Annotated in this window: 16 protein-coding genes; 9 read left to right on the top strand and 7 right to left on the bottom strand. The window is 71.7% G+C overall.

From position 1 onward, the window contains the following. Positions 1-9: 9 nt before the first annotated feature. The 7 genes from OG444_RS36500 to OG444_RS36470 all read left to right on the top strand — a co-directional run bounded on the left by OG444_RS36500 (position 10) and on the right by OG444_RS36470 (position 7,462). Complete coding sequence (locus OG444_RS36500) at positions 10-1,224, top strand: acyl-CoA dehydrogenase family protein (protein WP_327266150.1); 1,215 nt, start codon at positions 10-12, stop codon at positions 1,222-1,224. A 32-nt stretch (positions 1,225-1,256) separates the two neighbouring features. Continuing rightward, on the top strand, positions 1,257-2,471 hold the full coding sequence (locus tag OG444_RS36495; RefSeq protein ID WP_327266149.1) for an acyl-CoA dehydrogenase family protein: 1,215 nt from the start codon (positions 1,257-1,259) through the stop codon (positions 2,469-2,471). A gap of 40 nt (positions 2,472-2,511) precedes the next feature. Continuing rightward, on the top strand, positions 2,512-4,236 hold the full coding sequence (gene tsrT / locus OG444_RS36490; protein ID WP_327266148.1) for a tryptophan 2-C-methyltransferase: 1,725 nt from the start codon (positions 2,512-2,514) through the stop codon (positions 4,234-4,236). Between the two features lie 195 nt (positions 4,237-4,431). Further along, positions 4,432-5,199, top strand: a complete 768-nt coding sequence (locus OG444_RS36485; RefSeq protein WP_327266147.1) for a response regulator transcription factor — start codon at positions 4,432-4,434, stop codon at positions 5,197-5,199. A 168-nt stretch (positions 5,200-5,367) separates the two neighbouring features. Next, positions 5,368-5,736, top strand: coding sequence for a cupin domain-containing protein (locus tag OG444_RS36480; protein ID WP_327266146.1), 369 nt, complete (start codon positions 5,368-5,370; stop codon positions 5,734-5,736). Then, positions 5,733-6,056 (top strand): hypothetical protein, encoded by a 324-nt coding sequence (locus OG444_RS36475; protein WP_327266145.1) that lies wholly within the window; start codon positions 5,733-5,735, stop codon positions 6,054-6,056. Before OG444_RS36480 ends, OG444_RS36475 begins: the two co-directional genes overlap by 4 nt. Then, entirely contained in the window at positions 6,053-7,462 is a 1,410-nt protein-coding gene (locus OG444_RS36470) for an FAD-binding oxidoreductase (RefSeq protein ID WP_327266144.1), read from the top strand. Before OG444_RS36475 ends, OG444_RS36470 begins: the two co-directional genes overlap by 4 nt. 278 nt (positions 7,463-7,740) lie before the next feature. Here the strand turns inward: OG444_RS36470 and OG444_RS36465 are convergent, their stop codons facing one another. The 4 genes from OG444_RS36465 to OG444_RS36450 form a co-directional block, all read right to left on the bottom strand. Continuing rightward, positions 7,741-8,202: a DUF7144 family membrane protein gene (locus OG444_RS36465; protein ID WP_405791827.1), complete on the bottom strand. Its 462-nt coding sequence runs from the start codon at positions 8,200-8,202 to the stop codon at positions 7,741-7,743. A 152-nt stretch (positions 8,203-8,354) separates the two neighbouring features. Then, on the bottom strand, positions 8,355-8,552 hold the full coding sequence (locus OG444_RS36460; RefSeq protein WP_189744317.1) for a hypothetical protein: 198 nt from the start codon (positions 8,550-8,552) through the stop codon (positions 8,355-8,357). Positions 8,553-8,730: 178 nt separating this feature from the next. Next, positions 8,731-11,460, bottom strand: coding sequence for a LuxR C-terminal-related transcriptional regulator (locus tag OG444_RS36455; RefSeq protein ID WP_327266143.1), 2,730 nt, complete (start codon positions 11,458-11,460; stop codon positions 8,731-8,733). 68 nt (positions 11,461-11,528) lie between these two features. Then, complete coding sequence (locus OG444_RS36450; protein WP_327266142.1) at positions 11,529-12,977, bottom strand: amidase; 1,449 nt, start codon at positions 12,975-12,977, stop codon at positions 11,529-11,531. A gap of 96 nt (positions 12,978-13,073) precedes the next feature. Here OG444_RS36450 and OG444_RS36445 point away from each other — a divergent pair, with 96 nt between their 5' ends. Next, positions 13,074-13,709, top strand: coding sequence for a TetR/AcrR family transcriptional regulator (locus OG444_RS36445; protein WP_327266141.1), 636 nt, complete (start codon positions 13,074-13,076; stop codon positions 13,707-13,709). Between the two features lie 106 nt (positions 13,710-13,815). Here the strand turns inward: OG444_RS36445 and OG444_RS36440 are convergent, their stop codons facing one another. The 3 genes from OG444_RS36440 to aceA all read right to left on the bottom strand — a co-directional run bounded on the left by OG444_RS36440 (position 13,816) and on the right by aceA (position 17,742). Continuing rightward, positions 13,816-14,685, bottom strand: a complete 870-nt coding sequence (locus OG444_RS36440) for a 3-hydroxybutyryl-CoA dehydrogenase (protein WP_327266140.1) — start codon at positions 14,683-14,685, stop codon at positions 13,816-13,818. Further along, positions 14,682-16,274 (bottom strand): malate synthase A, encoded by a 1,593-nt coding sequence (gene aceB, locus OG444_RS36435; protein WP_327266139.1) that lies wholly within the window; start codon positions 16,272-16,274, stop codon positions 14,682-14,684. The genes OG444_RS36440 and aceB overlap by 4 nt, the downstream gene beginning before the upstream one ends. A gap of 181 nt (positions 16,275-16,455) precedes the next feature. Beyond that, positions 16,456-17,742 carry an isocitrate lyase gene (aceA, locus tag OG444_RS36430; RefSeq protein ID WP_327266138.1) on the bottom strand — a complete coding sequence of 429 codons (1,287 nt, stop codon included), beginning with the start codon at positions 17,740-17,742 and terminating at the stop codon, positions 16,456-16,458. Between the two features lie 385 nt (positions 17,743-18,127). Here aceA and OG444_RS36425 point away from each other — a divergent pair, with 385 nt between their 5' ends. Beyond that, positions 18,128-19,543 (top strand): short-chain fatty acyl-CoA regulator family protein, encoded by a 1,416-nt coding sequence (locus OG444_RS36425; RefSeq protein ID WP_327266137.1) that lies wholly within the window; start codon positions 18,128-18,130, stop codon positions 19,541-19,543. Positions 19,544-19,601 lie beyond the last annotated feature (58 nt).

Here is a 19,601-nt window from a genome sequence, read left to right as displayed (position 1 = left end):
GGGGAACACATGAGCACGACCCGGAACCCGGGCACGGAAGCACCCACCACCGCGGCGGAGATCCTGGAGCGGGCCAGGGCGCTGGCTCCGCGGCTGCGGGAGCGGTCGGCGGAGATCGAGCAGGCCCGACAGCTCCCGGCCGACGTCGTGGACATGCTGCGCGACACCGGAGTGTTCCGGATGTGCTTCGGTCCGGAGTGGGGCGGTCCCGAACTGACGTCGGTGCAGCAGGCCGAGGTCGTGGAGACGCTGGCCTACGGGGACGCCTCGGCCGGCTGGTGCGCGGCGATCGGCGCGATGACCGGCGCGATCAGCAACTTCCTGGATCCTGCCGTGGTCAAGGAAGTGTTCCCGAGCCTGGACATGATCACCGCCGGGTTGATCGCGCCGGCCGGACACGCGGAACGCGTTCCCGGGGGTTTCCGGCTGACGGGCCGGTGGTCGTTCGGGAGCGGGATCACCCATGCCGACTGGGTGACTTCCGGGGCGTTCATCTACCAGGACGGCGAGCCGTGGGCGAGCCCGGACGGCAGCAACGCGCACGCGTCGCGCCAGTTCCTGGTGCCGGCCCACGAGGTCGGGGTCGTCGGGAACTGGGACACCACGGGCCTGTGCGGCAGCGGGAGCAGCGACTACACGATCACCGACGTGTTCGTGCCCGAGGAGCACACCTACACCTTCTACAAGGTGCGGGGCCGCACGGACACTCCGATCGCCCAGCCCGACTCGTTCATGCGCAGCCTGTGCGCGGTGCCGCTCGGGGTGGCCAGGGCCGCTCTGGACCACGCCCGGGAGACCGCGCTCACCCGGGTGGACAGGATGACGAACACGGTGTGGGCGGACACCTTCCGTGTGCAGGTCACCCTCGCCGAGTGCGAGGCGGAGTTCAACGCCGCACGCAGCGGCGTCCACAGCAGCTCGCAGCGACACTGGGACGTGCTGGCCGGAGGCGGCACGCTGGACGATCTCTCGGCCACCGAGCGGGCCGCGTCCTCGCTGGCCTGGGTGCACGCCTTCCGTACCTCGCGGGCGATCGTGAACCGGCTCTACGACCTGCTGCAGGCCTGGTCGATCAACCGGTCCTCGCCGATGGACCGCTGGATGCGCGACACCGCGACCATGTGCCAGCACGTCGCGGCCTCGGACCTGATCCTCGAATCCGGCGGCGCCTACCTGCTGGGCCGGCCGCCCAAGTTCCGGATGAGCCTCGGCATCGTCAAGTAGGCCCGGGACGCTCCCTGATGAAAGGCGATCACATGACCACGACCCGGACCCCGGGGGCCGAGGTTCCCGCCGCCAGTGCGGCGGAGCTGCTGGCCCGTGCGAAGGAGCTGGCGCCGCTGCTTCGGGCGCGGTCGGCGCAGATCGAGGAGGCTCGGCGGCTGCCGGCGGACGTGGTGGACATGCTGCGCGACGCCGGGGTGTTCCGGATGGCCTTCGGCCGTGAGCTGGGCGGCCTGGCGCTGACCACGATGGAGCAGACCGAGGTCGTCGAGACGCTGGCGTACGGAGACGCCTCCGCGGCCTGGTGTTCGGTGATGGGCGCGAGCAGTGGCATCTTCAGCGCCTTCCTCGACGAGACGGTGGCCAAGGAGGTCTTCCCGACCCCGGACACGATCACGGCCGGGCTGCTGCAGCCGACGGGGCACGCCGAGCGGGTGCCGGGCGGGTTCCGGCTCTCCGGCCGCTGGTCGTTCGGCAGCGGGATCACCCATTGCGACCGGGTGACCTCCGGTGCGTTCGTCTTCGAGGACGGCAAGCCGTATGCGAGCCCGGACGGCAGCAATCCGCACGAGTCGCGGCAGTTCCTGGTCGAGCGGTCGCAGGTGGAGGTCATCGACAACTGGCACACCATGGGCATGCGCGGCACCGGCAGTTGCGACTACACGATGACCGATGTCTTCGTACCCGAGGAGCACACCTACAGCTTCGGCAGGGTACGCGGCCGGCCCGGTCCGCTCGCCCAGCCGGACGCCTTCACGCGCAGTATGTGCGGCGTGGCGCTCGGGGTGGCCAGGGCCGCCCTGGACCACGCCCGGGAGATCGCCCGGACCCGGGTCGACCGGATGACCGGGGTGGCGTGGAAGGACCACTTCCGGGCCCAGACCACGCTCGCCGAGTGCGAGGCGGACTTCCTCGCGACCCGCAGCGCGGTGTACGCGAGCCAGCGCCGCCAGTGGGAGGTGCTGGCCGCCGGGGGCACCCTGGACGACCTCACGCCCGAGGAACGGGCGGCGTCGCCGATCGCCTGGGTGCACGCCTTCCGCACGTCGCGGTCGATCGTCGGCCGGCTCTGCGACCTGCTCCAGACCTGGTCGATCCACCAGTCGTCGCCGATGGACCGCTGGATGCGCGACACCACCACGATGTGCCAGCACGCCACCGCACAGGACCGCATCCTGCAGTCGGCCGGCGCCTATCTGCTGGGCGGGAAGCCCGAGTTCGGCATCTGCCTCGGCATCGTCAGATAACGCGATTCGCCTGCGTGCAGGCCAGGGGGGAGAAAGTCCGATGGGCCGAGGCCTGGTGCTTTTGGTCAATCCCAACAAGGTGCACCCACCGATCGCGCCCTACGCGCTCGATGTGCTCACGACCTCGTTGGAGGCCGCCGACTTCGAGGTCGAGGTGGTCGACCTCACGTTCCACCGGGAGGACTGGAAGTCCTGCCTCTCCGAGTACTTCGGAGCGCGCAGTCCGGTGCTGGTCGGTGTCACCATCCGCAATACCGACACCGTCTACGCCTTCGAGCAGCGCCCTTTCGTCGGCGAGCACAAGGAGATCATCACCGAGATCAGACGGCTGACCGATGCGCCGATCGTCGGCGGCGGCATCGGATTCTCGTCCATGCCCTTCGCGCTGGTCGACTACTTCGGCATCGATTTCGGCGTCAAGGGGCCGGGTGAGCAGATCATCTGCGACCTCGCCGACGCGCTGGTCACCGGACGCGGCACGGACACGGTGAGCGGTCTCATCCGCAACACCCCGGAGGGAGTGACCAGGGTGCCGCCGCCCGCGCTCACCGCGGCGGGGCGCCGTACGGTGGCGGCGCCGCTGCCCGCCGGGCAGTTCGAGGACCGGAGCTGGCAGGTGGACCGCTCCGGGACGTACGTCCGCCGCTCCGGGGCGCCGCTCAAGGTGGACAACCTGCTGTACTACCAGCGCGGCGGGCTGGCCGGGATCCTCACCAAGAACGGCTGCACCTACCGTTGTTCGCACTGCGTGGAGCCGGACGCCAAGGGCATCCGGACGGGCCGGCGCGACGTCGCGGCCGTGGTCGACGAGATGCAGTCCCTGGCCGCGCAGGGGATCCTCGACCAGCACACCACCGACAGCGAGTTCAACCTGTCCATATCCCACGCCAAGAACCTGCTGCGCGAGATCGTCCGGCGCAAGCACGCCGACGCGGGCAATCCGCTGAACGCGTTGCGGCTGTGGGTCTACTGCCAGCCCTCCCCGTTCGACGAAGAGTTCGCCGAGCTGCTCGCGGCGGCCGGCTGTCGCGGGGTGAACGTCGGCTCGGACCACGTGCGCGCCGACATGCTGAGCGGCTGGAAGATCACGGAGAAGGGCACCACCTACTACAGCTTCGCGGACACCGAGCGGCTGGTGCGGCTCTGCCACGCCAACGGCATGCTGACCATGGTCGAGGCGCTCTTCGGAATGCCCGGCGAGACGCCGCAGACCATGCGCGAATGCGTAGACGCGTTCATGGCACTGGACGCCACCGTGACCGGCTTCTCGCTGGGGCTCCGGCTCTTCCCCCACACTCCGCTGGGCATCGCGATGGCCGAGCGGTGCGACGGGGTGCGGACGGTGCCGGGGCTGCAGTCCAACACGGCCACCGGGCCGATCGTGCTGAAGCCGCTGTCCCGGTGTTCCGGGCCGGTGGAGTACGAGCGGCAGTTCATGTTCGACGAGTCGGGCAACTTCCGTCTGGTCTGCTACTTCTCGCCGGATCTGCTGGAGGACACCGGTACGGTCGCCGATCCCTCCGGACGCTGGAGCCGGTCCGTGGATCTCCTGTGGGAGCTCGTCGACCCGTCCGACCACCACCGGGTGATGCTGCCGACGCTGGCCGGCTCCAGCGAGCACGACAACAACTATGCGGACAATCCCTTCCTGACCAGTCTGGGAGGGCTCGGATACACCGGCGCATTCTGGGCGCACTGGCGCGACCGGGAGGCAATCCTGCGCCGCGCGCAGGATGTCGGAGCGGTCGGATCAGTGGGCGCTTGAGATTGCTCGATTTCAATTGTCGGTGCATGTGCGAAGCCCGCCGAATAAGCCGCGAATAGCGATGCTCTCACAGGTATAACTATCGCAGTTCTTCTCGCACTCCTCACCGTTGCGGTGGGCTGGACCTCTGCACCATTCTGGGTACCGGTCGGCCGTCTGGCCCGCCTTGCACCATCGAGTGGGGGGAAGGTACGAATGAACCAGAAATCAACCACCATGAGATTACTGTGGCCACTCTCGCCACAAGCCGATACACGAAGAGAGGGTGCGCCGCTCCGGCCCGACCAGGACTTCCCGGTCGTCCGCCGGGTCCCCACCTCGGTTTCCGTCGTCCTCGCCGACGCCCAGCCGGCAATTCGCCACGGTGTCCGTTCCGTTCTCGAACGGTCCGGGGGCATTGCGGTCGTCGGAGAGGCCTCGACGGCGGACGAGGTGATCGAGGAGATGTGCCGGTGCCGGCCCGCCGTCCTCGTGCTCGACCCGCAGATGGACGGGGCGGCCGGGGCGAAGGTCATTCCCGAGGTACTGCGATTATGGCCCGATACGGGCATCCTCGTCTTCAGCGCCGTGGACGACGACCAGGCCATCACCTCGGCGCTCCAGGCGGGCGCACGGGGCTACCTGTTCAAACGGGCCGACGCGGACCAGATCCTGCGAGGGATCCAGGCCGTGGCGGCCGGCGAGGCCATCATCGACAAGTCGATCGCCGGGCGGTTGGGCGCACTGATGCGCGCGACGTCCGGGCAGCAGTATTACTATCCGTTCCCGCAACTGACCAACCGGGAACGGGACGTGCTGGAACGCATCGCCGCGGGCAAGTCGAATACCACCATCGCCCGCGAGCTCGTGCTCGCCTCGAAGACGGTGAGCAACCGTGTCTCGGTGATATTCGGCAAGCTCGGTGTGGCCGATCGCTCGCAGGCCATCGTGCTCGCCCGGGATGCCGGTCTCGGGCACGGCTGATCCACTGATCGGCGATCATTCCCGTACCGGCAATTCCCGTTCGACAAGGGAACAATTCCCCTGTCGACAGGGAGTCTCGGCCTTCTAGCCTGAACGACGTCACGCGCCGCCGTGAATATGAGGGACGTCGATCGGAGTGGGACGTTGACCGACCAGGAACAATCCGATGTGACCATTCGGAGAAGTGAGCCGGAAAACCTGGTCCGGGACCACGGGCTGGATCTGAAACTGCTCCACCCGTGGCCCGGACTGGACACCCCCTTTCGCGGAGCCTGGTGCGTGCTGCGCCCCGGCGACGTGACGGGTTCCCACGCCCACCACGAACGCGAGATGTTCATCGTCATGTCCGGCCGCGCCGAGGTCGTCTGTGACGACCGGCGGCACGCGCTCGCCGCCGGGGACATCGCGCTCATGCGGGGCGGGGTGGAGCACCACATCGTCAACGAGCACGACGAGGACTTCTCCTACTACGCGATCTGGTGGGGCCCGGACATGTCGGCCGACTTCCTCGCCCGCCAGCCGGAGGCGGCCCCGTGATCAACTACGACGGGCGGAGGTTCCGCAAGCCCAAGGGCGACATCCGGACCGTCGCCGTCTACCACCAGCAGGGCGACCTGGTGTGGGGCGAGGTCGTCGGCGGCGAGGTGCGCCGCGGCTGGACCGTGGGCACCTGCGAGGCGGACGGCACCCTCTCCATGGGCTACACCATCGTCTTCGCGACGGGCGAGGTCGTCTGCGGCCGCACCGTCAACACACCCGAAGTGGCCGAGGACGGACGCCTGTTGCTGCGTGAGGAGTGGGAGCGCTACGGCCCGCACGCCGCGACCGGGATCTCCTACATCGAGGAGGTCCGGTGAGCCCGGACCCGGGCGCGCGCACGGGCGCGGCACAGGGCGCGTCCGACAGCGACTGGCGACGACTGGAGCGGGCCGTGACCGGCCGCGTGCTGCGCCCCGGCGACACCGGATTCCGTTCGGCCGGAGCCCCGTTCAACAAGCGGTACGCGAGCACCACACCGAGCGGTGTGCTGTCGGTGGCGAACACCGCCGATGTGCGCCTCGCCGTCGAGTGGGCACGCGAGAGCGGCATCGGCCTCGTCGCGCGCAGCGGCGGGCACAGCTACGCCGGATACTCGGCCCACACCGGCCTGGTCCTCGACCTCCGCGCCCTGAACACGGTGACCGCCGACGGATCCACCGGGCTGGTCACGGCCGCGGGCGGGGCGCTGATGGCGGACGTGTGCGCCGCGGTCCAGCCCCACGAGATGGCATTCGCGCTGGGCAACGGCGCGTCCGTCGGCATCGCCGGCCTCACGCTCGGCGGGGGCTCCTCCTCCACCTCGCGCAAGCTCGGCCTCACGGCGGACGCGCTCGTGCGCACCACGCTGATGACGGCGGACGGGCAACTGCTGACCTGTGACGCCGAGGAGAACCCCGACCTGTACTGGGCCTGCCGCGGGGGCGGCGGCGGCAACTTCGGCATCAACCTGTCCTTCACCTTCCGGGCGAGCCCGGTCCGCGACGTATCCACCTGCCTGCTGCTCTGGGACGGGGCGGACGCACCGGAGGTCTTCACGGTGATGCAGGAGATCGCGCGGAAGGCACCGGACGAGTTCTCGCTGAGGCTCGGCGTGAGCGCCGCGGACGGGCCCGGGGCCACGGTGTCGGCCGTCGCTCTGCACCTGGGCCCGGCCGGCGAGCTGCGCGAGCTGCTCGCCCCGGCCCTCGCGGCGACCCGTCCGGTGCGCGAGGACATCGCCGACCGCACGTTCTGGGAGGCCAAGGACTATCTGCTGCACGAGACCTCCGCCGGGGCGTTCGCGGTACGGACGCGGTTCGCCACCGAGCCGTTGCCCGCCGAGGCCCTCTCCACCGTCCTCTCCCTGCTGGGACGCCGCCCCGGCAGCGGCAACCCGGACGGCTGCGGCCTGGCCCTCTACACCTGGGGCGGCGCGATCAACCGGGTGGCGCCGGGCGACACCGCGTTCGTCCACCGCGACGCGCTGAGCCTGGTCAGCATGGACACCTCCTGGTCCGAGCAGGACGGGGCCGCCATCGTGGAGGCGAACCTCCGCTGGCTGACGGAGCTGCGGGAGGCGATGGCGCCGTACGTGGGCGAGGGGGCGTACCAGAACTTCATCGACCCGGATCTGGAGGACTGGCGGACGGCGTACTACGGCGCCAACTACCCGCGGCTCGTCGAGATCAAGAAACGGGTGGACCCGGACGGCTTCTTCACCTTCGGGCAGGCCGTCGGAACCTGAGGTGTCCTTGCGGGCGGTGTCGGTCAGCGTGCCGCTGCCGCTCGTCCTCCGGAGCCCCGCCCGAGGAGTCGTCCCTGCTCCTGCCCCTGCGGCGGGGGGATCGGCCCCGTACGGCGGACCCGCCAGGCCGGCCGGGCGGCCTGTGTTCCGCTGCAGAACAAGCGCGTCCCGGAGCTCGAAGTCCTTCCCGGTGTACGCGTAGCGGGACCGTCGGCGCAACGCAGCGGCACCCGAGCCGTCTCCGGATCGGGTGCCGCCGATGTTGCGGGCGCTGTGCGTCACTCGGTCTCGTGCGTCCAACTCGTGCACAGGGCCCAGATGATGAACACGTCAATCGCGATGATGATGATCGACCACCAGGGCTGGTACGGCAGCCACATGAAGTTGAGGATCACGCTGATGGCGGCGAGGGCGATGCCCGCGCCCCTGGCCACGTTGGAGCCGGCGAAGAGGCCCACTCCGGTGAGGACGACGAGGATTCCGATGATGAGGTGGATCCACCCCCACGCCGTCAGGTCGAATTCGAAGACGTAGCTGCCGATGCGGGCGTACACATCGTCGTTGGCGATGGCCGCGATGCCCTGGAACACCGCGAGGCATCCGGTCACCAGGAGGAGGACCGCGGCGAACATCGTGCCCACGTTCCCGGCGCCCTGGCCGTCGCCGCTCGGGTACGGCGGCGTGTTGCCCGGCGCGGGGCCGGTGTTCCAGTTACCCCCGGTCGGTGTCGGCTGGCCCATGGAATTCACCTCACAGTTGGCGGTACAGCGCAGGACCGTCCTGCTCGCTCGTCGGTCACAGGCTTCGGTGCCCACAACGCAGTCTCGTCCGGCGGGCCGGTGGCTGTGATCACCCGAAGCGGGTGGTCTTCGCGCCGGCTGCCCGTCCTCGCTCAGGCGGGCAGCCGGCGCATTTCGAGCACCCGCAGGCCCAGGGACTGGAAGCGGGTGAGAAGCCCGTACAGGTGGGCCTCGTCCGCCACGCTGCCGAACAGCAGCGTCTGCTCGGGGACGGGAATCCGGTCGAGCTCGGGAAAGCTCGCGGCGAGTGTGTCCGGTACGACCCCCGAGATGCGGAATTCGTAGCGCATGGGAGCACTCACTCCTCTCGGATCGAAGGCATCGGGTGCGGGCGTACGGGGGCCGGGGCGAGAGCGGCCCCCGGCCCGGTCCCGGCCTTCACCCGCCATCGTGGGCGCCCGCGCGGCGCTCGGCATCGCCCGGTGCGGGCGAAATGGCGCACCTGCGGGCCTCCGCCCCCGCTGTTCGTCAGAGGATCCCGAGGTCCTGCGCCCGGTGGACGGCCTCGCTGCGCCGGGCGACGCCCAGCTTGCGGTAGATGCTCTTCAGGTGGGTCTTGACCGTGTTGGCCGATACGTACAGCTCGGCCGCGATCTCCTCCGTGGACAGCAGATCCGCGGCCTTGCGCAGCACGTCGGTCTCCCGCGGGCTCAGCGGCTCCACCACCGGGGGCGCTCCGCCGTCCTGCGGGGTACGTGCCGTACGCACCGGTGTGCGCGGATTCAGCCAGCCGTGCGACCGGGTCAGCTGCGGGTCCTTCCGCAGGGTCCGGCCCGTCCAGGGGCCGCTCTCGACGAACATCCGGCGCAGTTCCTCGGGGCGGGCGAGCGCCAGCGCCTCGCCCAGCCGACGGTGCGCACCGTCGGGGTCTCCGTCCGCGGCGGCGATCTGCGCCCGGAGCAGGCACGCCCGGGCCCGTACCGGTGCCGGGACGCTGTCGTCGCCCGGTACTCCGTCCAGCTCCTGCCTCGCGTCCGCGCCCCGGCCGGCGGCCAGCAGGGCGCGGGCGCGGGCCACCGCGTACTCCGGCCGGTCGCCCTCCGGTGTCTCCCAGGGGGCCTCCGCGGACGCGGCCTCCACGGCGTCCAGGACCTGCAGGGCCGCGACGGCGTCGCTGCGCGCCAGGTGCACGGCCGACTCGGCCACGGCCAGCTCGTCCCGCACCCGGGCGGACAGCCCGGCCGCGTCCACCGCGCGGAGGGCGGCGAGCGCGGTGTCCGCGTCGCCCTCGGACGCGGCGATCCGGGCGCCGATGACGGCGGCCCGGGCGGCCGTCGCGGGGTCCGGGCGGGATCCGGCGGCCGCGGCCGCCAGGTCGAGGTGGCGGCGGGCGGCCGCGAGGTCGTCCTGCTCGACGGCCACTCCCGCCAGGACGAGGTGGTCGACACCGGTCCGGCGCCCGGGCGGAAGGGCGGACTGCTCGGCGACGGCGAGCGCGGCGCGGGCGTGCTCGGCCGCCTGCCGCAACCGGCCGCGCAGCAGTTCGGCGAGGGCCAGTGAGCCGAGCGCGTCGCAGAGCGGGTGCTCCATCCCCGGATGCTCTCCCGCCGGGTGTTCGCCGGCCGCGTCCTCGCCTCCCGGCGCCCCGCACGCGGCGACGGCGGCCGTGAGGGCGGACCCGGCCCGGTCCAGGCGCCCGGCGGCGAGCTCGGCGGCACCGAGATGCGCGAGCAGCAGGGCGCGGAGCTCGGGGTGCCCGGCGAGCAGCGGTGGCGCGATCTCCCTCAGCAGCCGGTCGGCGTCGGCGGCCGCCCGTTCGGTGGCCTTCGGATCACCGGCCAGCCGCCCGGCGAGTACGCCGAGGAAGGCGCGGCCCAGCCGGGCCGCCGGACCGCTCGACGCGGTCAGGGAGGTGTCCGCCCGCCGCAGCCCTGCCTCGCCACCGGCGACGTCCTGTTCGGCCAGCCGGCAGGCCGCGCCGACCAGCGCCGGTGCCGCTCCGGGCGTCCCGGCCGGCATTCCGGCGAACGCACGGCCCAGCTGATCCGCCTCCAGGCCCGTGAGGAGGCGGCCGATCGCAAGGTTGTCGACCACCTGGGCCGCTGCGAACTGCCAGTCCCCGGCGGCCGCGCCCTGGAGCACCGCCTCCGTGAGTCGGCCGGTGCGGGCCAGCCAGCGCGCCGCCCGCCCGTGCAGCCGCGGCTCCAGACCGGGGCGGCGTTGGCGCAGGTGTGCGCGCAGGACCTCGGCGAACAGCGGGTGCAGCCGGTACCAGGCCGAGGCGTCGATCTGCTCCAGGAACGCGTTGTCGCGGGCCAGTCCGGCAAGTGTCTGCGCGCCGTCGTCCCGTCCGGTCAGCGCGTCCGCGAGATCCGGGTGGACGCGGTCCGTGACGCAGACGCGCAGCAGCAGGTCCCGGGTGAGGGGCGGCTGCGCGTCGAGCACCTCGCTGAGGAGGTAGTCGGCGATGGTGGTGCGGTCGGCCGCGAACTGGCGGAGGAAGGCCTCCGGGTCGGCGCTGCGCTGCATGGCCAGGGCGCACAGGCGGACCCCGGCCGCCCAGCCCTCGGTGCGCTCCATCAGCAGCCGGACCCCGGCCTGTGAGATGTCCAGGCCGTGCTCCCCCAGCAGGGCCTCGGCGTCCTCGTCGGTGAACCTCAGGTCGGCGTGCCGGATCTCCGTGATCTCCCCGGCCGCCCGGTAGCGGTGCAGGGGCAGCAACGAGTCGGACCGGCTGGTGAGCACGATGCGCAGGCCCCCGCCCGCGTGCCGGAGTACGAAGTCCAGCCCCTCGGTGGTCGCGGGCGGCTGCGCGGTGTCGAACTGGTCGAGCACGAGCACCGCGGGCTGCGCGGTCGCGGCCAGCCCGTCCGCCAGGCGCACCAGGAACGACCGGGTCACCCCTTCGGCGCGGGTCGGCCTGCCCACTCCGGCCGGCAGCGCCACCCCGCCCCGGTGGAGGGCCTCCAGGACGTACGCCCAGAAGGCGCCGGGTGCGTCGTCGGGTTCCACGGTGAGCCACATGGGGGGACGGGGCGCGCGTCCGTCGGCCGCCCAGTGTGCGGTGAGCACGGTCTTGCCCGATCCGGCCGGACCGTTGATGAGGGTGAGCGGCCCGCGCACCCCGGCCGTCAGCCGCTTCAGCAGTTCGGGCCGGTGCACCAGCAGTCCGGGCACGGCGGGAGGCGCGAACCTGGCGGTGAGCATGGGGTCGCCGGTCGGTGCCCGGTGGTCCATGGAGGTCACCGGTGTTCCCACGGAGGTACGGACTGTGATCGGTCCACGCACCCCACTGAACCGGTGATCGGTGGTGATCACCAGTCGTGTCACCCGGTTCGGGGGATACCGGGTGGCGCGCCGGCAGGGCGGGGGTCGATCGGTGTGAGCACTCCGAGGCGGTCCTCGACCTCCTGGGCGGCGTCCAGGCACAGGTCCTCCCGGAAGGCGCGCCCGACGATCTGCACGCCGGACGGCAGGCCGTCGGTCACTCCGGTCGGTACGGAGACCGCAGGTACGCCCACGAAACTGGTCACGGTGCACAGGCGCATGCCCGAGCCGACCCGTTCCCGTCCCGCCCGGTCGCGCGACTCCAGCCCCGGCTCCACGGCCGGCTCGGTGAACACCGGCCCGAGCAGCAGCGGGTACTCGTCGAGGAACTCCGCCCAGGAGCGGCGGATGCCCAGCCGGACGCCCATCAGCCGCATGAACTCCGCCGCGCTCGCGGGCGGGGTCTTCTCCATCGTCATCCCGATGTAGCGGTCTCCGCCCTCTCCGAGCAGGGTCCGCACCACCGGCCAGGTCGGGGCGAATTCGGTCACGACGATCCGGTGGTAGGCATCGAGGGCCTCGTCCAGCCGCGGAACGTCCGCGATCTCACGCACGTCGTACCCGGCGTCGCGCAGCGCGTCTGCCGCTGCCGTGACAGCACCGCGGACCGTGGGGTGGACACCGTGGCCGCCGGGATCGACGACGACCGCGACCTTCACCGGTCCCGGCAGCGGCTCACCGCGGACGGGCACCGGTACGGCCCGCGGATCCCGCGGGTCGGTCCCGGCCAGTGCCTCGTAGGCCAGCCGCAGGTCGGCGATCCTGCGGGCCAGGGGCCCGTCGGTGACCAGCATCTGCGAGGCCGGTCCCGGGTCGTCCGGGCCGAGAACACGGTGGTCGGCGGGGAACCGCCCGGGGGTGGGCTTGAGTCCCGCCACACCGCAGAACGAGGCAGGGATCCGTACTGATCCGCCGGAGTCGTTGCCGAGCCCGAGTGCGGCCATGCCGGTGGCGACGGCCACTGCGTCGCCGCCGCTGGAGCCTCCCGGAGTCCGGGACCGGTCCCACGGGTTGACGGTGTCGCCGAACAGTTCGCTGCGGGTGTGCATCCCGGCCAGGATCAGGGTGGGTACGTTGCTGTGCCCGATCGGAATGGCTCCGGCGGCACGCAGCCGGGCCACCGGTGGTGCGTCGGCCGCCGCCACCAGGTCGCGGAAGCGCGTGACTCCCATCGTGGTCGGCACGCCTTCGACGGGGGTCGTCTCCTTCACGGTGAACGGCACCCCTGCCAGCGGCCCCGGTTCTTCGCCTGCGGCCCGGCGCGCATCCGTCCGCGCCGCGGCGTCGCGGGCACGCTCGGCCATCAGCTGAGTGACCGCGTTGACCTGCGGGTTGACGTCGGCGATGCGGTCCAGGTGACTGTCGACCAGTTCGACGGCCGACACGTCTCCGTTCCGCACCGCCTCCGCCTGGGCCGCGGCCGGCATCTTCCATAGGGCGTCCTGCACGATTCCTGTCCTCCCCGTTCCTGTGATCTGAGCGCTCGCGTCGGAACCATAACCCAGATGCGATACGCTCGTATCGAATAAAGGAGGCGCCCGAACATGCCCAAGCAGGTGGACTACGAGAGCCGACGTCGGCGGATCGCCGAGGCCGTCTGCCTCCTCGCCGACGAACACGGCCCCGAGGGAGTGACCATGCGCGACGTCGCCGCCCGCGCGGAGGTCTCCCTGGGCGCCGTTCAGCGTTGCTTCCGCACCAAGGAGGAGATGCTCCTGTTCGCCGTCGACCATGTCGGCGAGCGCATCACCGAGCGTGTACGGGCCCGTCTGTCCAGCAGCCCGGCCCAGTCGGCCGCCACCGCCCTGGGTCATGCGGCCACCGAGATCGCCCTGCTCCGCAGAGAGCACCGCGCCGAGGCACGGGTGTGGCTCGCGTTCGTCGCCCAGGCCGCCGTCAGCGAGCCGCTCGCCGCCCGGCTCAGAACCAGTTACGCGGCTCTCCAGGGCCTCCTCGCCCGCCTCATCACGGAGGCGGGCGGGAGCGGCCCCGCCCACGATGACGCCGCAACGCCCGATCCGCAGCACGAGGCCCGGGCCCTGCTCGCCCTCGCGGACGGCCTGACCAGCCATGTGCTCATAGGGCACTTGACCGCCGAGGAGGCCGAGGACGCCCTGCACATGCACGTGGTCCGCCTCTGGGAACGCCTCCCCGCCGGCCCTCCCGGAAGGACCGCCTGACACGCCTAACGGGTGCGGCGCGGGTGGGGCGACACCACTCGCCCCACCCGCGCCGCCTTCCTGCGTCTCCGGCGCACCCTCTGCCCAGGAGACGGGCCGGGGCCCCTCAGCCCCGGCCGTACGTGTGGAACCCGCGGCCGCTCTTGCGGCCGAGCAGCCCCGCCTGCACCATCCGCTGGAGCAGCGGGGGCGGCGCGTACAGGGGTTCCTTGAACTCTTCGTAGAGGCACTCCGCGATGGCCGCGACGGTGTCCAGGCCGATCAGGTCGGCCAGTTTGAGCGGTCCCATCGGGTGGGCGCAGCCCAGTTCCATTCCGGCGTCCACGTCCTCGGGCGCGGCGAACCCGGACTCGGCCATCCGGATGGCCGAGAGCAGGTAGGGGATCAGCAGTGCGTTGACCACGAAGCCGGCCCGGTCCTGGGAGCGGACGGTGGTCCTGCCCAGGGTGTCGCGGGCGAAGGCCTCCACGGCGGCGACGGTCTCCCGCGACGTGTGGAGGGAGGAGACGACCTCCACGAGCGGCAGGACGGGTACGGGGTTGAAGAAGTGCAGGCCCACGACCCGGTCGGCGCGGCCGGTGGCCATGCCGAGGCGCATGATCGGGATGGCCGAGGTGTTCGTGGCGAGGATGGCCTCCGGGTCCTCCACGATCTTGTCCAGGCGGGTGAAGACCTCCGACTTGGCTCCGGGGTTCTCGGTGACGGCCTCGATCACGAGCTGCCGGTCGGCGAGGTCCTCCAGGTCGCCGGTGAAGACGAGCCGGGCCAGGGCGTCCTCGGCGGAGATCCGGTCCAGCTTGCCGCGCTGCACGACGCGTTCGAGGGAGACGGCGACGCGTTCCCGGGCGGCCCGGGCGGTGGTGGCGTCGGCCTCGGCGACGACGGTGTCGAGTCCTGCGCGGGCGCAGACCTCGGCGATGCCGGAGCCCATCTGGCCGCCGCCGACGATGCCGACCCTGCTGATGTCCATGCTCATGCGGAGGTCTCCGTCCGGCGGACGAGGTGGCGGGTGTAGGCCTCGGGGGTGAAGAAGGCGGGCAGGCGGGGGGTGAGCGCGGTGTCCACGAAGAGGTCCCGCGCCTCGGTGACCAGGGCCTGCGGGTCCTCCTCCGCCAGTGCCTCGCATTCGGCGTCGAGGAGGGTGAGCACGGTGGAGCGCTCCACCCGGTCGTGGCGCAGCCACTGCCAGATCTGGACGCGGGCGATCTCGGCGGTGGCGGCGTCCTCCATCAGCCCGTTGAGCGCGACGGCTCCGCGGCCGCGCAGCCAGGCGTCGAAGTAGCGCAGGGCCACGGCCACGTTGGAACGGATGCCCTCGGAGGTCGGCGGGGCCGCGATCCGGCGGACCGACAGCAGATCGGCGGCGTCGACCTCGACGTCCTCGCGCGTGCGCTCCAGCTGGTTCGGCCGCTCCCCCAGCACGCCGTCGAAGACCTCACGGCAGACGGGGACCAGACCGGGGTGGGCGACCCAGGAGCCGTCGAAGCCGTCCTCGGCCTCCCGCTCCTTGTCGAGGCGGACCTTCGCCAGGACGGCGGTGTTGGCCTCCGCGTCCCTGCTGGGGACGTGGGCGGCCATGCCGCCGATGGCGTGGGCGCCGCGCTTGTGGCAGGTACGGACGAGGAGTTCGGTGTAGGCCCGCATGAACGGGGCGGTCATGGTGACCGCGGCCCGGTCGGGGAGCTGGAAATCGGTGCGGTGACCGAAGGTCTTGATGAGGCTGAAGAGGTAGTCCCAGCGGCCCGCGTTCAACCCGGCGCTGTGCCCGCGCAGTTCGTAGAGGATCTCCTCCATCTCGAACGCGGCGGTGATCGTCTCGATGAGGACCGTGGCGCGGACGGTGCCGCGCGGGATGCCGAGCAGGTCCTGGGCGAACAGGAAGATGTCGTTCCACAGGCGTGCCTCGTACCGGTTCTCCAGTTTGGGGAGGTAGAAGTACGGGCCGTGGCCGGCGTCGATCTGCCGCTGCGCGCAGTGGAAGAAGTAGAGGCCGAAGTCCACGAGGGACGCGGACATGGGCCGGCCGTCGATCTCCAGGTGTTCTTCGAGGAGGTGCCAGCCGCGCGGGCGGACCATGATGGTCGCGAGGTCCGTACCGAGGCGGTACTCCTTGCCCTCCGGGGTGGTGAAGTCGATCCGCCGCTCGATCACGTCGAGCAGGGCCAGCTGGCCGCCGATGACGTTGTCCCAGGTGGGCGAGGTGGCGTCCTCGAGGTCGGCCATCCACACGCGGGCGCCGGAGTTGAGGGCGTTGACCGCCATCCGGCGGTCCGGCGGGCCGGTGATCTCCACGCGGCGGTCGGTGAGACCGGGCGCCGGCGGCGCGATCCTCCACTCGGGGTCCTGCCGGATCGCGCGGGTGGCGAGGGGGAGGACGAGGGGGGTGCCACCGGCCAGGTGGGCCGAGCGGCGGGTGCGCTCCTTGAGGATCTCCTGGCGGCGGCCGGCGAACGCGTCGTCGAGCCGGCCGATGAAGTCCAGGGCCTCGGGGGTGAGGATCTCGTCGTGGCGGTCGCCCGGTGTCCCGAGGACCTCGACGCGGCGGGTCGGTGCGTGAATGGACATGCGGGTCTCCTCCGGGAGAGGGGAGGGCCGGACGGGAGCTGGTTTCTCCGGCCTTCGGGGAACGCGGGGTGACGGTGCCGGCGGGGCGCCCGGGTACTGCGTGCACTCGGGCACCCCGGGCCCTACGGCGAGGTGGTGCCCGGGGTGTTCCGGGCGGCCTGCGGCCCGGATCGGGCGGGTCCTAGTGGAACTGCTCCTCCTCGGTGGAGCCGGAGAGCGCGGTGGTGGAGGACGCCGGGTTGACGGCGGTGGAGACGAGGTCGAAGTAGCCGGTGCCGACCTCGCGCTGGTGCTTGACGGCGGTGAACCCGTGGGCCTGGGCGGCGAACTCGCGCTCCTGGAGGTCGACGTAGGCGGTCATGCCGTGCTCCGCGTAGCCGCGGGCCAGGTCGAACATGCCGTGGTTGAGGGAGTGGAAGCCGGCCAGGGTGATGAACTGGAATCGGTAGCCCATCGCGCCGAGCTCGCGCTGGAACTTGGCGATCTGGTCGTCGTCCAGCGCGGCCTTCCAGTTGAAGGACGGCGAGCAGTTGTAGGCCAGCATCTGATCCGGGTACTGCGCGTGGATCGCCTCGGCGAACTCGCGGGCCTGGGCCAGGTCCGGGGTGCCGGTCTCCACCCAGATCAGGTCGGCGTACGGGGCGTACGCCAGACCGCGGGCGATCACCGGGGCCATGCCGTTCCGCACGTGGTAGAAGCCCTCGGCGGTGCGCTCACCCGTGCAGAACTCCGCGTCGCGCTCGTCGACGTCGCTGGTCAGCAGAGTGGCCGCGAGGGCATCGGTACGGGCGATGATCAGGGTCGGGGTGTCGGCGATGTCGGCCGCCAGCCGGGCCGCGTTGAGGGTGCGGACGTGCTGCGCGGTCGGCACGAGGACCTTGCCGCCCAGGTGGCCGCACTTCTTCTCGGAGGCGAGCTGGTCCTCGTAGTGGATGCCGGCCGCGCCCGCCGCGATCATCGCCTTCGTCAGCTCGAAGGCGTTCAGCGGGCCGCCGAAGCCGGCCTCGGCGTCCGCGACGATCGGCGCGAGCCAGTCCGTGGTGTCGGTGCCGCCCTCGGCGGTGGCGATCTGGTCGGCGCGCAGCAGCGCGTTGTTGATCCGGCGGACCACCTGGGGGACCGAGTTGACCGGGTAGAGGCTCTGGTCCGGGTAGGTGTGCCCGGCCTGGTTGGCGTCGGCGGCGACCTGCCAGCCGGAGAGGTAGATCGCCTGGAGGCCTGCCCGCACCTGCTGGACGGCCTGGCCGCCGGTGAGGGCGCCGAGGGCGTGGATGTAGTCCTGCTCGTGGAGCTGTCGCCACAGCCGCTCGGCGCCGCGCCGGGCCAGGGTGTGCTCCTCGCGGACGCTGCCCGAGAGCCGCACCACGTCCTCGGCCGTGTAGGTGCGCTCGATGCCCGCCCAGCGGGGGTCGTCGGCCCACCGCTGCCTCAGCTGCTCGGCCGCCGCCGTCGTGTTCGCCTCTGCCATGACCGTCACCGTTTCTGTCCGTCGCGTGTCTTGCCAATGCGCCGCCCGAGGGATCGAAAGCATTGGCACTCTGTGCCCAGCTGGGGATCGCGGCCGCCGAACCCGGCCTGGGGCCGAAGCGTGAGCAATGCTGCCGAGCCGCCGGGGCGGACTGCCCGGATCCCCGAAATCAGGGCGTGAGCCGGGCCGGTCAGTCCTTCCCGGCCACCGTGTCCGGCGGGCCGCTGCATCGACTCTGGCACCGACACCGAGTGCCATCAAGCAGGTACATCTGCCAAGCTTTGCGAATCTTCGGCGCCACAATTGCCAAGGTTGCGAAGGCCGTCGGGCAGACAGATCCCCGTATCCTGGCGTCGCGTGTCCGGCCCGGCGGCGAAGGAGTGCGGTGAGCAAGACGTACGCGGGAGCGCGGCTGCGGCGGCTGCGCGAGGAGCGCCGGATGACCCAGGCCGACCTGGCCCGGATGCTCGCCATCTCCCCCAGCTACCTCAACCAGATGGAGCACGACTCCAGGCCGCTCACCGTCCCGGTCCTGCTGCGGCTCACCGAGGCCTTCGGGGTGGATCCGGGCTTCTTCTCCGAGCGCGACACCAGCCGTCTGGTCGCCGATCTGCGCGAGGCGCTCGCGAACGAGGTGGCCCAGGCCCGCGTCTCCCCCTCGGACCTGGCCGAACTGGCCACCCGTATGCCCGCGGTCGCCTCGGTGCTGCTCGACCTCGGCCGGCGCAGCCGGCTGCTGGCCGAGCGCCTCGCCGACGCCGCCGACGGCCGGGACGTGGCGGCCGACAGCCCGCGCTCACCCCACGAGGAGATCCGCGAGTTCTTCTACCGCCGGCAGAACTACCTCCACGACACCGATCTCGCCGCCGAGGGTCTCGCCGCCGAGATCGGTATCCGCCCGGGGGACGTGGTCAGCGCCCTGGCCCGCCGGCTCTCCGAGCGGCACGGCGTCAGGACGGCCACGGATTCCGACCGGCTGCACCACTACGACCCCTCCTCCCGGGTACTGCACCTGTCGAACCGGCTGCGGCCGGGGCAGCAGGCGTTCCGGATGGCCACCCAGCTGGCGCTGATCGAGTACGGGGCCGAGCTCGACCGGCTGGCCGCCGAGGATTTCCCGCCCGGCTCTCCCGTCCACGCCCTCGCGAGGATCGGCATCGCCAACCACTTCGCGGGCGCGCTCATCCTCCCGTACCGCGCGTTCCACGCGGCCGCCGAGGAGTTCCGCTACGACATCGAGCGGCTCACCGACCACTTCGGGATCGGCTACGAGACCGTCTGCCACCGGCTCAGCACCCTGCAACGTCCCAGGCTGCGCGGTGTTCCCTTCTCCTTCGTCCGGGTGGACCGGGCCGGGAACATGTCCAAGCGGCAGTCGGCGACCGGGTTCCACTTCTCCCGCGCGGGCGGCACCTGTCCACTGTGGAACGTCTACGAGGCCTTCGCCGCGCCGGGCCGCATCCACGTCCAGGTGGCCGCCATGCCCGACGGGCAGCGGTACCTGTGGACCGCGCGCGCCGTCACCCGCCACCGCGGCGGATGGGGCGAGCCCGGCAAGACCTTCGCGATCGGGCTGGGCTGCGAGATCCGGCACGCATCGCGGCTCGTGTACGCCGACGGGCTCGACCTCGACAACACGGCGGCCGCGACGCCCATCGGCATGGGCTGCCGCCTGTGCGAACGACTCGACTGCCCGCAGCGGGCCGTTCCGCCGCTCGGCCGGGCGCTGGCCGTCGACGAGAACAGCAGCACCTTCATCCCGTACCCGGTGACCAGGAGCCGCGCCCCGGCACAGGACTGAGGGGACGTCAGGCGGCCACGGGGCCGGCGAAGGCGCGCGACGGCGGCTCTGGACTTAC

The sequence above is a fragment of the Streptomyces sp. NBC_01232 genome (assembly GCF_035989885.1).
GTDB lineage: Bacteria > Actinomycetota > Actinomycetes > Streptomycetales > Streptomycetaceae > Streptomyces.
Note: the sequence above shows the minus strand (reverse complement) of the source record. Positions and strands in the feature narration are given on the sequence as shown.

Bases quoted from the DNA above. Each gene is read 5' to 3' on its own strand.
- OG444_RS36500 (WP_327266150.1), top strand. From the start codon at position 10: ATGAGCACGACCCGGAACCCGGGCACGGAAGCACCCACCACCGCGGCG.
- OG444_RS36495 (WP_327266149.1), top strand. From the start codon at position 1,257: ATGACCACGACCCGGACCCCGGGGGCCGAGGTTCCCGCCGCCAGTGCG.
- tsrT (WP_327266148.1), top strand. From the start codon at position 2,512: ATGGGCCGAGGCCTGGTGCTTTTGGTCAATCCCAACAAGGTGCACCCA.
- OG444_RS36485 (WP_327266147.1), top strand. From the start codon at position 4,432: ATGAACCAGAAATCAACCACCATGAGATTACTGTGGCCACTCTCGCCA.
- OG444_RS36465 (WP_405791827.1), bottom strand. From the start codon at position 8,202: ATGGGCCAGCCGACACCGACCGGGGGTAACTGGAACACCGGCCCCGCG.
- OG444_RS36460 (WP_189744317.1), bottom strand. From the start codon at position 8,552: ATGCGCTACGAATTCCGCATCTCGGGGGTCGTACCGGACACACTCGCC.
- OG444_RS36445 (WP_327266141.1), top strand. From the start codon at position 13,074: ATGCCCAAGCAGGTGGACTACGAGAGCCGACGTCGGCGGATCGCCGAG.
- OG444_RS36440 (WP_327266140.1), bottom strand. From the start codon at position 14,685: ATGAGCATGGACATCAGCAGGGTCGGCATCGTCGGCGGCGGCCAGATG.
- aceB (WP_327266139.1), bottom strand. From the start codon at position 16,274: ATGTCCATTCACGCACCGACCCGCCGCGTCGAGGTCCTCGGGACACCG.
- aceA (WP_327266138.1), bottom strand. From the start codon at position 17,742: ATGGCAGAGGCGAACACGACGGCGGCGGCCGAGCAGCTGAGGCAGCGG.